Source organism: Pseudocitrobacter vendiensis (assembly GCF_943590815.1).
GTDB classification, from domain to species: Bacteria; Pseudomonadota; Gammaproteobacteria; order Enterobacterales; family Enterobacteriaceae; genus Pseudocitrobacter; species Pseudocitrobacter vendiensis.
In genome coordinates this window covers 199,036-213,629 of record NZ_CALSBS010000003.1, presented here as the reverse complement: position 1 = coordinate 213,629, position 14,594 = coordinate 199,036, and the positions used below count along the sequence as shown (strand labels likewise).

General features: G+C 54.8%; 15 protein-coding genes. 7 read left to right on the top strand and 8 right to left on the bottom strand.

Annotation, left to right across the window (positions count from 1 at the left end; all coding sequences use genetic code 11):
* Positions 1–57: 57 nt before the first annotated feature.
* On the top strand, positions 58–531 hold the full coding sequence (gene trmL / locus NMC31_RS05630; RefSeq protein ID WP_015962495.1) for a tRNA (uridine(34)/cytosine(34)/5-carboxymethylaminomethyluridine(34)-2'-O)-methyltransferase TrmL: 474 nt from the start codon (positions 58–60) through the stop codon (positions 529–531).
* 1 nt (position 532) lies between these two features.
* Here the strand turns inward: trmL and cysE are convergent, their stop codons facing one another.
* From cysE to NMC31_RS05605, 5 genes are all read right to left on the bottom strand, one after another.
* Complete coding sequence (gene cysE / locus NMC31_RS05625) at positions 533–1,354, bottom strand: serine O-acetyltransferase (protein WP_015962494.1); 822 nt, start codon at positions 1,352–1,354, stop codon at positions 533–535.
* A gap of 79 nt (positions 1,355–1,433) precedes the next feature.
* Positions 1,434–2,453, bottom strand: coding sequence for an NAD(P)H-dependent glycerol-3-phosphate dehydrogenase (gpsA, locus tag NMC31_RS05620; RefSeq protein WP_149463687.1), 1,020 nt, complete (start codon positions 2,451–2,453; stop codon positions 1,434–1,436).
* Complete coding sequence (secB, locus tag NMC31_RS05615; RefSeq protein WP_041686358.1) at positions 2,453–2,920, bottom strand: protein-export chaperone SecB; 468 nt, start codon at positions 2,918–2,920, stop codon at positions 2,453–2,455. Before secB ends, gpsA begins: the two co-directional genes overlap by 1 nt.
* Before the next feature lie 87 nt (positions 2,921–3,007).
* Entirely contained in the window at positions 3,008–3,256 is a 249-nt protein-coding gene (gene grxC, locus NMC31_RS05610; protein WP_015962491.1) for a glutaredoxin 3, read from the bottom strand.
* Between the two features lie 11 nt (positions 3,257–3,267).
* A complete protein-coding gene (locus NMC31_RS05605; RefSeq protein WP_149463689.1) occupies positions 3,268–3,699 on the bottom strand; it encodes a rhodanese-like domain-containing protein in 432 nt (143 codons plus the stop codon).
* A 250-nt stretch (positions 3,700–3,949) separates the two neighbouring features.
* Here NMC31_RS05605 and gpmM point away from each other — a divergent pair, with 250 nt between their 5' ends.
* The 3 genes from gpmM to NMC31_RS05590 are packed head-to-tail and all read left to right on the top strand — an operon-like array spanning position 3,950 to position 7,713.
* The gene (gene gpmM, locus NMC31_RS05600) at positions 3,950–5,497 is read left to right on the top strand and encodes a 2,3-bisphosphoglycerate-independent phosphoglycerate mutase (protein WP_149463690.1); all 1,548 of its coding nucleotides are present in this window, start codon (positions 3,950–3,952) and stop codon (positions 5,495–5,497) included.
* 9 nt (positions 5,498–5,506) lie between these two features.
* Positions 5,507–6,778 (top strand): murein hydrolase activator EnvC, encoded by a 1,272-nt coding sequence (envC, locus tag NMC31_RS05595; RefSeq protein ID WP_253897241.1) that lies wholly within the window; start codon positions 5,507–5,509, stop codon positions 6,776–6,778.
* Between the two features lie 2 nt (positions 6,779–6,780).
* Positions 6,781–7,713: a divergent polysaccharide deacetylase family protein gene (locus NMC31_RS05590; RefSeq protein ID WP_253897240.1), complete on the top strand. Its 933-nt coding sequence runs from the start codon at positions 6,781–6,783 to the stop codon at positions 7,711–7,713.
* Between the two features lie 113 nt (positions 7,714–7,826).
* Here NMC31_RS05590 and NMC31_RS05585 read toward each other — a convergent pair whose 3' ends face one another.
* The 3 genes from NMC31_RS05585 to kbl all read right to left on the bottom strand — a co-directional run bounded on the left by NMC31_RS05585 (position 7,827) and on the right by kbl (position 11,374).
* Positions 7,827–8,858: a glycosyltransferase gene (locus NMC31_RS05585; protein ID WP_253897315.1), complete on the bottom strand. Its 1,032-nt coding sequence runs from the start codon at positions 8,856–8,858 to the stop codon at positions 7,827–7,829.
* A gap of 284 nt (positions 8,859–9,142) precedes the next feature.
* Positions 9,143–10,168 carry an L-threonine 3-dehydrogenase gene (gene tdh, locus NMC31_RS05580; protein ID WP_149463693.1) on the bottom strand — a complete coding sequence of 342 codons (1,026 nt, stop codon included), beginning with the start codon at positions 10,166–10,168 and terminating at the stop codon, positions 9,143–9,145.
* A gap of 9 nt (positions 10,169–10,177) precedes the next feature.
* A complete protein-coding gene (kbl, locus tag NMC31_RS05575; RefSeq protein ID WP_149463694.1) occupies positions 10,178–11,374 on the bottom strand; it encodes a glycine C-acetyltransferase in 1,197 nt (398 codons plus the stop codon).
* A gap of 216 nt (positions 11,375–11,590) precedes the next feature.
* On the opposite strand from kbl, the gene rfaD reads away from it, so the two are divergent.
* From rfaD to rfaC, 3 genes are read left to right on the top strand one after another with little or no spacing between them, the layout of a single operon-like run.
* Positions 11,591–12,523 (top strand): ADP-glyceromanno-heptose 6-epimerase, encoded by a 933-nt coding sequence (gene rfaD / locus NMC31_RS05570; RefSeq protein WP_253897239.1) that lies wholly within the window; start codon positions 11,591–11,593, stop codon positions 12,521–12,523.
* A 9-nt stretch (positions 12,524–12,532) separates the two neighbouring features.
* The gene (gene rfaF / locus NMC31_RS05565) at positions 12,533–13,579 is read left to right on the top strand and encodes an ADP-heptose--LPS heptosyltransferase RfaF (protein WP_253897238.1); all 1,047 of its coding nucleotides are present in this window, start codon (positions 12,533–12,535) and stop codon (positions 13,577–13,579) included.
* A gap of 3 nt (positions 13,580–13,582) precedes the next feature.
* Positions 13,583–14,539 (top strand): lipopolysaccharide heptosyltransferase RfaC, encoded by a 957-nt coding sequence (rfaC, locus tag NMC31_RS05560; protein WP_149463697.1) that lies wholly within the window; start codon positions 13,583–13,585, stop codon positions 14,537–14,539.
* Positions 14,540–14,594 lie beyond the last annotated feature (55 nt).

Here is a 14,594-nt window from a genome sequence, read left to right as displayed (position 1 = left end):
TAGGGTGAGGGTGACGTTATTTTCTGCTATCCTGCCCACCGCACTTAAGGGGGCAGCATGCTTAACATCGTTTTATTCGAACCAGAAATTCCGCCAAATACCGGCAATATCATCCGCCTTTGCGCCAATACCGGCTTTCGTCTGCACATCATCGAACCGATGGGTTTTACCTGGGACGATAAGCGTCTGCGCCGCGCGGGGCTGGATTATCACGAATTTACTGCTGTCACGCGTTATCAAAACTATGACGCGTTTTTTGAGGCAGAGAAACCCCAGCGTCTGTTTGCCCTGACCACCAAAGGTACGCCTGCGCACAGCGCGGTAAGCTACCAGGATGGCGACTATCTGATGTTTGGCCCGGAAACGCGCGGCCTGCCAGCGTCTATTCTGGATGCCCTGCCGCCAGAACAAAAAATTCGTATTCCGATGATGCCGGACAGCCGCAGCATGAACCTGTCTAACGCGGTGTCGGTAGTGGTGTATGAAGCATGGCGCCAGTTGGGATATCCGGGCGCCATTTTACGCGGTTAAATCAAATCCCGTCGCCATACTCAAACGTATGGTGAATGCCGTTGAAGTGCTGGTCCATATCCATCGACGGCTTATCGCTGTCTGGCTTACCGACAATACGTGCCGGTACGCCTGCGGCGGTCGTATGCGGCGGCACAGGTTGCAAAACCACAGAACCCGCGCCAATTTTCGCACCACGACCAACTTCAATATTGCCGAGAATTTTCGCGCCTGCGCCAATCATTACGCCTTCGCGGATTTTCGGGTGACGATCGCCGCTGGTTTTCCCGGTACCGCCAAGGGTGACGGATTGCAGAATCGAGACATCATTCTCAATCACCGCCGTTTCACCCACGACGATTCCGGTAGCGTGGTCGAGCATAATGCCGCGGCCGATTTTCGCAGCCGGGTGAATATCAACCTGGAACGTCACAGAGACCTGATTTTGCAGGAAAATCGCCAGCGCGCGACGCCCCTGCAACCACAGCCAGTGGCCGATTCGGTAGGCCTGCAACGCGTGAAAACCTTTCAGATAAAGCAGCGGCGTCGAGTATTTATCTACCGCCGGGTCGCGCGTGCGCACCGCCTGAATATCACACGCCGCGGACGCGATCATTTCCGGGTCAGCCGCGTAGGCCTCTTCAACCACTTCGCGAATGGCGATAGCAGGCATAATCGGCGATGCCAGTTTATTGGCTAACATGTAGCTGAGGGCGCTACCGAGATTTTCATGCTTGAGTAGCGTCGCGTGATAAAAGCTGGCCAGCATCGGCTCACAATCTGCCAGTGCCCGGGCTTCAGCTTTAATGTTGTTCCAGACAATCTCCAGTTCTTCACACGACATTGCATACTCCAGACGATGATGAATGACCGGCCAGTTCTGTGCCGGCCGGGTCATTTGAGGTGACAAAGGTTTCCTGTATTTACTTGCCGCTGCGTTCGTCCTTGCGAGCACGACCTAATAACGTCAATGCTGCCTCGCGCGCACTTTTTCCGCAATATAATACCTGATAAATTTCCTCGGTTATTGGCATTTCGACACCCACACGGTGCGCCAATTCGCGAACTTCTTTGGTATTACGGTAACCTTCGACCACCTGGCCGATTTTATCCTGCGCATCCTGAACGTCTGCGCCCTGGCCGAGCGCCATGCCGAAACGACGGTTACGCGACTGGTTGTCAGTACAGGTCAGTACCAGATCGCCCAGCCCTGCCATCCCCATAAAGGTGACAGGATCGGCGCCCAGTGCCGCACCCAGCCGTGACATTTCGGTCAGACCACGGGTGATCAGCGCCGTACGGGCATTCGCGCCAAAACCGATGCCGTCAGAGATCCCCGCGCCAATGGCAATGACGTTTTTCACCGCGCCGCCCAGCTGCACGCCGATAAAATCAGGGTTGCTGTAAACGCGGAAGCTTTTGCCGCAGTGCAGCAGTTGCTGTAAGTCGTCGGCAAATACCGGATCGGTTGATGCCAGGGAGATCGCGGTCGGCAAGCCTGCCGCCAGCTCTTTGGCAAACGTCGGCCCGGAGATAACCGCCAGCGGGATATCATCGCCAAGGGCTTCGCGCGCGACGTCCTGCAACAGACGCCCCGTTTCCGCTTCCAGCCCTTTCGTCGCCCACACCACGCGCGCATCGCTGCGCATCAGCGGTTTCATCTGGCGCAGTACCAGACCGAAGACATGGCTCGGCACCACCACCAGCACATTGCGGCTGGCGGCCAGCGCCGTCGCGAGATCGCTTTCGAGGTGCAGTGAATCCGGGAAGGGAACATCGGGAAGAAACGCCACGTTGCAGCGGTCACGCTGTAAGGTCGCGATATGTTCAGGATCGTGGCCCCAGAGTACGACCTGGTGGCCGTTTCTTGCCAGCGTGATGGCAAGAGCGGTGCCGTACGAGCCGGCACCGATCACAGTCATTGAAGCATTAAGTGCGTTCATCAGGCATCCTGATGTTGTTCTGCACCTTCACCGGACTGCTGCTGCAAATAGTTCATGAACAGCGCATCAAAGTTAACCGGCGCAAGGTTCAGCTGCGGGAAGGTCCCACGGGAAACCAGGCTGGTGATGCATTCACGCGCATACGGGAACAGAATGTTCGGGCAGTATGCACCCAGGCAGTGCGCCATCTGAGTACCTTCGATACCTTCGATGGAGAAAATACCGCCCTGCTGAACTTCACACAGGAAGCCCGTTTCTTCGCCCAGCGTCGCCGTAACGGTGACACGCAGCACCACTTCAAACACGCCTTCCGCCAGTTGGTTGGAAGCCGTATCAAGATCAAGTTTAACCTCTGGTTGCCAATCTTTCTGGAAAACGTGCGGCGCATTTGGCGCTTCGAAAGATACGTCCTTGGTGTAGATACGCTGGATCTGGAAATTCATTTCAGTGTTGTTTTGCTCAGACATGTGTAAAAACCCTTTCGTGTTGTCCTTAAAATACGCGTTATTCTTCAGGCCGATACGTGTCGGCGTGACGCTCACGCACATGCGCTATTACAGCAGGGGATCAAGTCCACCACGTGCATCAAGCGCATACAAGTCATCACAGCCGCCAATGTGCTGTGCATCAATAAAAATCTGCGGAACCGTCGTGCGGCCACTGCGCTTAATCATCTCTTCGCGTTTTTCCGCGTCGCCATCGATCGGCAGCTCCTGGAAAGTAACGCCTTTGCTGCTCAGCAATGCTTTTGCACGATGGCAGAACGGGCAGGTCGCTTTGGTGTAGATTTCGATAGTAGCCATGACAATTATCCTTACTTACCGCGAACTAAAGGAAGATTTTCGCCGCTCCAGCCTGCAATACCTTCTTTCAGCACATAAACCTGTTCAAAACCCGCTTTAAGCAGCGCGTTTGCTGATTCCTGAGCCTGCATGCCAGAGGCGTCGGTGACGATCACCGGCTTGTTCTTGTGCTTGTCTAACTCACCCACGTTGTTGGCTTTCACTTCCGCCGGCAGCAGGTTAACAGAGCCTGCGATGTGGCCTTTACGGAAATCATCGCGCTGACGCAGGTCGACAACCACCGCGTCTTCTTTGTTGATAAGACGTGTAGCTTCACCACGGGTAATCACTTTAACTTTAGACGCCAGGCCTTTGAATGTGGTGAACAGAACGGCCACCAGTAAGGCGATCCATGCGATGCTCAGCACAGGATGACGGCTAACAAATTGCATAATTTCTTGCATGGGGGGTAACGACTCCCGACTTAATGATTAAAAAACCAGGGAAGGAGTATACCTGTGCAGTGGAGCAAATACAGCCAGGCCGCGCGATGTAATGCATTTTCTGCGGCGTACTCCGGAAAAAATGCCACAAAAGCGCCCTTTCATTGCTTAATCCTTCCTCTTTTTTTGATCTTCAGTGGCTGTTTGATCGATTCAGCTGTAGTAAAATTACGCAAAATTTTTTATCTCCTTCGAGCATGAGGTTGTCGCAATGTCGGTTTCTAAAAAACCTATGGTACTGGTAATCCTTGATGGCTACGGCTATCGCGAAGAACACCAGGATAACGCTATCTTCAGCGCAAAAACCCCTGTCATGGACGCCCTGTGGGCAAAACGTCCTCACACCCTGATCGACGCATCCGGTCTGGAAGTTGGCCTGCCGGATCGTCAGATGGGCAACTCCGAAGTCGGTCACGTTAACCTGGGCGCAGGCCGTATCGTGTATCAGGACCTGACCCGTCTCGACGTGGAAATTAAAGAACGCACTTTCTTCGCTAACCCGGTTCTGTGCGGCGCAGTCGATAAAGCCGCGAAAGCAGGCAAAGCCGTGCACATCATGGGTCTGCTTTCTGCGGGCGGCGTTCATAGCCACGAAGATCACATTCTGGCGATGGTTGAACTGGCCGCCGAACGCGGTGCGGAAAAAATCTATCTGCACGCTTTCCTGGATGGCCGCGACACCCCGCCGCGTAGCGCTGAAGGTTCACTGAAAAAATTCGAAGACAAATTTGCCGCACTGGGCAAAGGCCGCGTGGCGTCCATCATTGGTCGTTACTACGCCATGGACCGCGACAACCGTTGGGATCGGGTTGAACAAGCCTACAACCTGATGACCCAGGCCAAAGGCGAGTTCCAGTTCGACACCGCGGTAGAAGGCCTGCAGGCAGCCTACGCGCGTGATGAAAACGATGAATTCGTGAAAGCGACCGTTATCCGCGCCGCAGGCCAGGCCGATGCGGCAATGGAAGACGGCGATGCGCTGATTTTCATGAACTTCCGTGCTGACCGTGCGCGTGAAATCACCCGCGCCTTCGTAAATGCTGATTTCGACGGTTTCAAACGTCAGAAAGAAGTGAAACTGGGCGACTTCATCCAGTTGACCGAATACGCTGCCGACATCAAAGCACCGTGCGCGTATCCGCCAGCATCTCTGGCAAATACCTTCGGCGAGTGGATGGCGAAGAACGACAAAACCCAGTTGCGTATCTCCGAAACGGAAAAATACGCACACGTCACCTTCTTCTTTAACGGCGGCGTAGAAGAACCGTTCAAAGGCGAAGACCGTATTCTGATCAACTCCCCGAAAGTCGCTACCTATGATTTGCAGCCAGAAATGAGCTCCGAAGAGCTGACCGAAAAACTGGTCGCGGCAATCAAGAGCGGTAAATACGACACCATCATTTGTAACTACCCGAACGGCGACATGGTCGGCCACACCGGTGTGATGGATGCGGCAATCAAAGCCGTTGAAGCACTGGATAATTGTGTTGATCAGGTTGCCAAAGCGGTTGAATCTGTTGGTGGCCAACTGCTCATCACCGCAGACCACGGTAACGCAGAACAGATGCGTGATCCGGCTACCGGCCAGGCGCACACAGCACATACCAACCTGCCCGTTCCGCTGATCTACGTTGGCGAGAAAAATCTGAAAGCTGTCGATGGTGGTAAGCTTTCCGATATCGCGCCGACCATGTTGACGCTGATGGGCATGGAAATCCCGAAAGAGATGACTGGTAAGCCGCTGTTCATCGTGGAATAATCCCTCCCCATGAGGGGAAAGGCGATTTTTGTACTTAAAGGTGCCGTGGTTACGCTGCGGTCCACATTATACGCCAGCGCACTCAGCGCTGGCGTATTGCTGTGCGCGTCATCTGCCCACGCCGACGATCGCTCGCAGCTCCAATCTATTCAGGCCGATATTGCCGCTAAAGAGCGCGCAGTACGCCAGCAACAACAGCAACGTTCCTCTCTGCTCGCGCAACTGAAAGCGCAGGATCAGGCCATCGCCGCCGCCGCGCGTCAGCTTCGCGAAACGCAAGCCACGCTAACGCAGCTCAATAAGCAAATCGACGAAATGAACGCCTCGATTGCGAAGCTGGAAGCACAACGCGCCACGCAGGAGCGTAATCTTGCCGCTCAGCTCGACGCCGCATTCCGTCAGGGTGAACACACCGGTATTCAGCTCATTCTCAGCGGAGAAGAGAGCCAGCGCGGCCAGCGCTTGCAGGCTTACTTTGGCTACCTTAACCAGGCGCGCCAGGAGACCATCGCTGAGCTGAAACAGACACGCGAACTGGTCACCACGCAGAAAGCAGAGCTGGAAGAGAAACAAAGCCAGCAACAAACCCTGCTGTATGAACAAAAAGCGCAGCAGGCGAAACTTGAGCAGGCGCGCAGCGAACGGCAGAAAACTATCGCCGGGCTGGAGTCCTCTATCCAGAAAGGTCAGCAGCAGTTAAGTGAACTGCGGGCTAACGAATCCCGTTTGCGTAACAGCATCGCCCGCGCAGCTGCCGCAGCTAAAGCGCGCGCCGATCGCGAAGCCCGCGAAGCTGATGCGGTTCGCGACCGTCAGAAAGAAGCCACCAGCAAAGGCAAAACCTACAAACCTACCGAAAGCGAACGCTCACTGATGTCGCGTACTGGCGGCCTCGGCGCACCGAGAGGTCAGGCATACTGGCCGGTTCGCGGCACTACGCTGCACCGCTATGGCGAACAGTTGCAGGGCGAGCTCCGCTGGAAAGGGATGGTGATCAGCGCCTCCGAAGGTACTGAGGTTAAAGCCATCGCCGATGGTCGCGTCATTCTGGCCGACTGGTTGCAGGGTTACGGTTTAGTCGTAGTGGTTGAGCACGGGAAAGGCGATATGAGTCTTTACGGCTATAATCAGAGTGCGCTGGTCAGCGTAGGTACGCAGGTTCGCGCCGGACAGCCGATTGCGCTGGTTGGTAACAGCGGAGGTCAGGGCCGACCGTCGCTCTATTTCGAAATTCGCCGCCAGGGTCAGGCGGTCAATCCACTGCCGTGGTTGGGAAGATAAGTTTGCTTCAATTTCGCAGAATCCTTCTTCTTGGCGTCCTTACCCTAGCGGCGCCAGTCTTTGCGGGGAAGCTGGCGATTGTCATTGATGATTTTGGCTATCGCCCGCACAATGAAAATCAGGTGCTGGCAATGCCGTCAGCCGTTTCCGTCGCCGTTCTACCCAATGCGCCACATGCCCATGAAATGGCCACCAAAGCGCATAACAGCGGGCATGAAGTGCTCATCCATCTGCCGATGGCGCCACTCAGCAAGCAGCCGCTGGAAAGAGACACGCTGCGCCCGGAAATGAGCAGTGATGAAATCGAACGCATCATTCGCGAAGCGGTAAACAAAGTGCCTTATGCCGTGGGGTTGAACAACCACATGGGCAGCGCGATGACCTCAAGCCTGTTCGGCATGCAGAAAGTGATGCAGGCGCTGAGCCGCTATAACCTTTATTTCCTCGATAGCATGACGATTGGCAACAGCCAGGCGATGCGCGCCGCCAACGGTACGGGCGTGAAGGTGATTAAACGCAAAGTGTTCCTCGACGATACGCAGAACGAAGCCGATATTCGCCGTCAGTTTAACCGGGCGGTAGAAGTGGCGCGCCGTAATGGTTCGGCGATTGCGATTGGTCACCCGCATCCGTCGACAGTACGTGTATTGCAGCAGATGCTGCCCACATTGCCGTCGGATATCACCCTGGTACGCCCGAGCGATCTGCTTAACGAACCGCAAGTGGATACCTCCACGCCAAACCTGACGCCACCGAAAGGCACAACGCCAGACGCACCGCGCAATCCGTTCCGCGGCGTGAAGCTGTGTAAAACGAAGAAAGCGCCGGAGCCGGTTTACGCTACCCAGTTCTTTACCGTGATGGCGGACAGCATCAGCAACAGTACCGTGATGCAGTACCTACGGCTACAGTGGCAGGGTTGGGATAAGCCGTAACTCATTGACAGGTAAAGTTTACTGTAGGCCGGATAAGGCGTAGCCGCATCCGGCAAACTCGCATAATCGCCCGGTGGCGCTTCGCTTACCGGGCCTGCAGATCTCCCTGAACATCATCGCAGGCTAAGCGCCTTTCGTGCCAACCTGCGGCTCGCCAGACCGCGATCCTGCCAGCCGTATAACCGCACCGACCACAACAGCACCTGATACGCCAGCTTCGGGCTACGAATATTAGCCACCATCCGTTTATACATTCCGGACGCAAATATCTCGGCAATCATCATTTTACGTGTAATCACATCCTGCTCTTTACGCACCGCATGACAAACCCGCAATGCTTCATAGGTTATTTGCTGGTAAAACTCGGGATGCATCTTAATTTTATCCGCATAATCACGATTTAATTTATCCAGCAAGCGGGTAATTTTAATGTAATGACGTTGATAGGAAAGGTTTTTACGCCCGAAACGTTTTTTACGGCTCACCGAAACATCATGCAGGAAATATTTATACAACGATTCTTCAGTATATCGCGCACGTGTAGCGTTATACATAAATTCCGTCGACCAGAGAATATCCTGATGATGCAGTCCGGGTACAAATTTCAGATTACATTGCTTAATTAATTCATGACGATATACACCCATCCAGACCACATGCGTCCAGCGACGGCTGGCTAACGCCATACGCAGCCACGCCGGGCCGCTCATCACGCCGGTTGAGCGGATGCGTTCCTGCGGGATGGATTGCCAGGTTTTGCCGGTTTCACGTTCACACCAGTCGGCATTGCACTGCGCGACGTCGAGATTATCCTGCAACGCCATGGTCATCAGGGTTTCATACATCTGCGGATACGTCACATCGTCGGCATCCACAAACGCGATGTACTCGCCGTGTGCGAGCTCCAGACCGCGATTACGGGCAACCGACGCCCCGGCGTTAGCCTGATGCACCAAACGAACCTGTGGGTAATTCTCGGCATACCAGGTTGCGATATCGACAGAATTATCCGTAGAGCCGTCATTCACAATGATAATTTCCAGCGCCGTCCAGGTTTGCGCCAGCAGCGATTCCATACAGGCTTTAAATGCATCGCCTGCGTTATAAAGGGGGACGATGACACTGAGTGTCCCTGGGCTATTCATCTTTTTCATTACCTGATCACCTTAACGTGTAGGTTACGTTGTACCTTTCTCACCTTAAGATTGAATTAAGGGTGAAAGATATTTCGGCGTCATTCCGTCGATCCGGCGAAGTTTATTTTTATAAACAGGAATTAGCGTGCAACAGAGGGATTTGTAATGAAATAAGACTAATGCCCGAATACGAAACATTTATGACAATGACAAAGTTTTACATATATCAGGCGATTTTAAGATTACCTTCAGGAAATACGCCTCATGTCTGAAGAGACATGAGGCGATGAGCCTTAATCCCAGCTCAGGATGACTTTACCGGACTGACCCGAACGCATAGCGTCAAAGCCTTTCTGGAAATCATCAATACCATAGTGGTGGGTGATAATCGGCGTTAAATCCAGACCAGACTGAATCAGCGCCGCCATCTTGTACCAGGTTTCGAACATTTCACGACCATAAATCCCTTTGATAAACAGCCCCTTGAAGATGACTTTGGTCCAGTCGATCGACATATCAGACGGCGGAATACCCAGCATGGCTATGCGCCCGCCATGATTCATGGTGTCGAGCATGGAGCGGAAGGCTGCCGGCGCACCGGACATTTCCAGGCCGACGTCAAAGCCTTCAGTCATACCGAGTTCAGCCATTACGTCAGTCAGGCTCTCTTTGGAGACGTTTACTGCGCGGGTGACGCCCATTTTACGCGCCAGGTCCAGACGGTATTCATTCACATCAGTGATAACAACATTGCGCGCACCGACGTGTTTCGCGACCGCCGCCGCCATCACACCAATCGGGCCTGCGCCGGAAACCAGCACATCCTCACCGACCAGGTCGAAAGAGAGCGCCGTGTGTACCGCGTTGCCGAACGGGTCAAAAATAGAGGCTAAATCATCGGAGATGTTATCCGGAATTTTGAAGGCGTTGAACGCCGGGATCACCAGATATTCCGCGAAGCAGCCCGGACGATTTACGCCCACGCCAATGGTATTGCGGCACAGGTGTGTGCGGCCGCCACGACAGTTACGACAGTGCCCGCAGGTGATATGACCTTCGCCGGAAACGCGGTCGCCGATTTTAAAGCCTTTCACTTCCTGGCCAATGCCGACCACTTCGCCGACATATTCATGACCGACCACCATCGGAACCGGGATGGTTTTCTGCGACCATTCATCCCAGTTATAAATGTGCACATCCGTACCGCAAATCGCCGTTTTACGGATTTTAATCAGCAGATCGTTATGGCCCACGTCCGGTTTCGGCACGTCGGTCATCCAGATCCCCTCTTCCGCTTTCAGTTTCGACAACGCTTTCATCTGGCTTCCTCAGGCAATCACGCCCAGTTGTTTACCAATGCGGATAAAGGCTTCTACCGCACGTTCGATTTGTTCAGGGGAGTGTGCCGCCGACATCTGGGTGCGAATACGCGCCTGACCTTTCGGCACTACCGGATAGAAGAAACCGGTCACGTAGATCCCCTCTTTTTGCAGCAGGCGAGCGAAATCCTGCGCCACAACCGCATCGCCCAGCATTACCGGGATAATTGCGTGATCGGCACCCGCCAGAGTAAACCCTGCGGCGCTCATTTTTTCACGGAACAGACGGGCGTTAGCCCACAGGCGATCGCGCAGTTCAGCGCCGGACGCCACCATTTCCAGCACTTTGATAGAAGCTGAAACAATCGCCGGGGCCAGCGAGTTGGAGAACAGATACGGGCGAGAGCGCTGGCGCAGCCACTCAACCACCTCTTTACGCGCCGCGGTGTAACCACCGGATGCGCCACCGAGCGCTTTGCCCAGCGTGCCAGTGATAATGTCCACACGGCCCATCACGTCGCAATATTCGTGGGAGCCACGGCCGTTTTCACCAACAAAACCGACGGCGTGAGAGTCATCGACCATCACCAGCGCATCGTACTTGTCGGCCAGGTCGCAGACGCCTTTCAGGTTGGCAATCACGCCGTCCATCGAGAACACGCCGTCGGTGGCGATCAGTACATGACGCGCCCCGGCATCACGCGCCTCTTTCAGACGCGCTTCCAGTTCCTGCATGTCGTTGTTGGCGTAGCGGAAGCGCTTCGCTTTACACAGGCGCACACCGTCAATGATGGAGGCGTGGTTCAGGGCGTCGGAGATAATCGCATCTTCCGGGCCGAGCAGCGTTTCAAACAGACCGCCGTTGGCGTCAAAACAGGAGGAATAGAGAATCGCGTCTTCCATACCAAGGAATTCCGCCAGTTTCTGCTCCAGCACTTTGTGGTTATCCTGGGTGCCGCAAATAAAGCGCACCGATGCCATACCGAAACCGTGGCTGTCGAGGCCCGCTTTCGCGGCGGCAATCAGCGCCGGATGGTTCGCCAGGCCAAGGTAGTTATTGGCGCAGAAGTTAATCACGTGGCTGCCATCACCCACGGTGATATCCGCCTGCTGAGCTGACGTGATAATACGTTCTTCTTTAAACAACCCTTCCGCGCGGGCGGTATCCAGGTCACCGGCTAACTGTTTGTAAAAATCACCACGCATTGCAACTCTCCAGATTCGGCAAATGTCGGCACATATTACCTAAAGCTATACGTATGTACGAGATGACGCAGCACCAGTTACATTTTTTGTAGCATAAATCACGCGTCGCCCGGGGCTTTGGTGGTGAAAGGCTGAAGGCGGGTCGATGTGATGTTATGATAAGAGTCATTAGCGCCCTGGATTGTCCAGGGTACTCACATTTCAAAGGTTACATTTATGATTATCGTTACCGGCGGCGCTGGCTTTATCGGCAGCAACATCGTTAAAGCGCTCAATGACAAAGGTATCACCGACATTCTGGTGGTAGATAACCTGAAAGACGGCACTAAGTTCGTAAACCTTGTCGACCTGGATATCGCCGATTATATGGATAAAGAAGATTTTCTGATCCAGATTATGGCGGGCGAAGAGTTCGGTGAAATCGAAGCTATCTTCCATGAAGGCGCCTGCTCTTCCACCACCGAGTGGGACGGCAAGTACATAATGGATAACAACTATCAGTACTCCAAAGAGCTGCTGCACTACTGCCTGGAGCGCGAAATTCCGTTCCTGTACGCCTCTTCCGCAGCCACCTACGGCGGTCGCACCAGCGACTTCATCGAATCCCGCGAATATGAGAAACCGCTGAACGTTTACGGCTACTCGAAGTTCCTGTTCGACGAATATGTCCGTCAGATCCTGCCAGAAGCGAACTCGCCGATTGTCGGCTTCCGTTACTTCAACGTCTACGGCCCACGCGAAGGCCACAAAGGCAGCATGGCGAGCGTGGCGTTCCATCTCAACACTCAGTTGAATAACGGCGAAAGCCCGAAACTGTTCGAAGGCAGCGATGGCTTCAAACGCGATTTCGTCTATGTGGGCGACGTGGCAGATGTGAACCTGTGGTTCTGGGAAAACGGCGTATCCGGCATCTACAACCTGGGTACCGGTCGCGCGGAATCCTTCCAGGCCGTGGCGGATGCTGCACTGGCGTATCACAAAAAAGGCACGCTGGAATACATTCCGTTCCCGGAAAAACTGAAAGGCCGCTACCAGGCATATACGCAGGCAGACCTGACTAACCTGCGTGCTGCGGGTTACGACAAACCGTTCAAAACCGTTGCCGAAGGTGTGGCGGAATATATGGCCTGGTTGAACCGCGACGCGTAAGAAGCCAACATGAAGATACTGGTGATTGGCCCGTCATGGGTGGGCGACATGATGATGTCGCAAAGTCTCTATCGCACGCTCAGGGCGCGTTATCCCCAGGCTGTCATTGATGTGATGGCACCCGCGTGGTGCCGTCCGCTTTTAGCACGTATGCCAGAAGTCAACGACGCGATCCCGATGCCGCTTGGCCACGGGGCGCTGGAGTTGGGCGAACGTCGCAGGCTGGGTCACAGCCTGCGTGGCCGCCGCTATGACCGCGCGTACGTGCTGCCAAATTCGTTTAAATCGGCACTGGTTCCCTTCTTTGCCGGTATTCCTCTGCGTACAGGCTGGCGTGGCGAAATGCGCTATGGCCTGCTCAACGACGCGCGCGTACTGGATAAAGACGCCTGGCCGCTGATGGTCGAGCGTTATGTGGCGCTGGCCTTTGATAAAGGCGTGATGCGCTGCGCGAAAGATTTACCGCAGCCGCTGCTGTGGCCACAGTTGCACGTTGCCGAAGGCGAGAAATCGCAGATGTGCAACACCTTCAATATCTCCTCTGAACGCCCGATAATTGGCTTCTGCCCTGGCGCAGAGTTCGGCCCGGCGAAGCGCTGGCCGCACTACCATTACGCTGAACTGGCGAAACAGCTGATCGACGAAGGCTATCAAATCGCGCTGTTTGGCTCCGCGAAAGATCATGAGGCCGGCAATGAAATCCTCGCCGCGCTGAGTACCGAACAGCAGGCATGGTGTCGTAACCTGGCCGGAGAAACCCAGCTGGAACAGGCTGTGGTCCTGATTGCCGCCTGCAAAGCGGTTGTCACCAATGACTCCGGTCTCATGCACGTCGCCGCTGCCCTGAACCGCCCGCTGGTTGCCCTTTACGGCCCCAGCAGCCCGGATTTCACTCCGCCGCTGTCGAACAAAGCCCGCGTCATTCGTCTGATTACCGGCTACCACAAAGTGCGCAAAGGCGATGCCGCAGAAGGCTACCATCAAAGCCTGATCGACATCACACCAGCCCGTGTGCTGGAAGAGCTGAACGCCCTGCTGCTGGACGAGGAAGCCTGACGGATGCGGGTATTGATCGTAAAAACCTCCTCGATGGGCGACGTATTGCATACATTGCCCGCACTGACTGACGCCATGCAGGCAATTCCGGGCATTCGCTTCGACTGGGTGGTCGAGGAAGGGTTCGCGCAGATCCCTTCGTGGCACGAAGCCGTCGAGCGCGTTATCCCGGTGGCGATTCGTCGCTGGCGCAAAGCGTGGTTCTCCGCGCCGATTAAAGCCGAGCGCAAAGTGTTTCGTGAGACGCTTCAGGCGGTGAAATACGATGCGGTGATTGATGCGCAGGGGCTGGTGAAAAGCGCCGCGCTCGTCACACGCCTGGCCCACGGCATCAAGCACGGCATGGACTGGCAAACTGCCCGCGAACCGCTGGCAAGCCTGTTCTATAACCGTCGTCATCATATTGCGAAGCAGCAACACGCCGTCGAACGCACGCGTGAATTGTTTGCTAAAAGCCTGGGTTACGCGAAGCCGCAAACGCAGGGTGATTACGCGATTGCACGTCATTTCCTGACGCAAACCGCGACCGAGCCTTACGTCGTATTCCTGCATGCCACCACGCGCGATGACAAACACTGGCCGGAAACACACTGGCGAGAGTTAATTGGCTTGCTGAAAGAGAGCGGGCTAAAGGTGAAGTTGCCGTGGGGCGCGCCGCACGAAGAAGCGCGGGCAAAGCGGTTAGCGGAAGGATTTGATTATGTCGAAGTACTGCCGCGCCTGAGCCTCGAAGCCATCGCACATGTTCTGGCTGGCGCAAACTATGTTGTCTCGGTGGACACGGGGCTTAGCCATTTAACGGCGGCACTGGATCGACCCAATATTACGTTGTATGGCCCAACGGACCCTGGGTTAATTGGTGGTTATGGGAAGAACCAGGTCGCGTGCTGTTCTACCAATGGTGATTTAGCACATCTGACTGCAAACGCCGTATGGCATGAGATCTCAGCCCTTAAATAAAGGACCAGTATGTTAGCCTCTACAACCGTACCAGGCTGGAAGGGTTATACCCAAA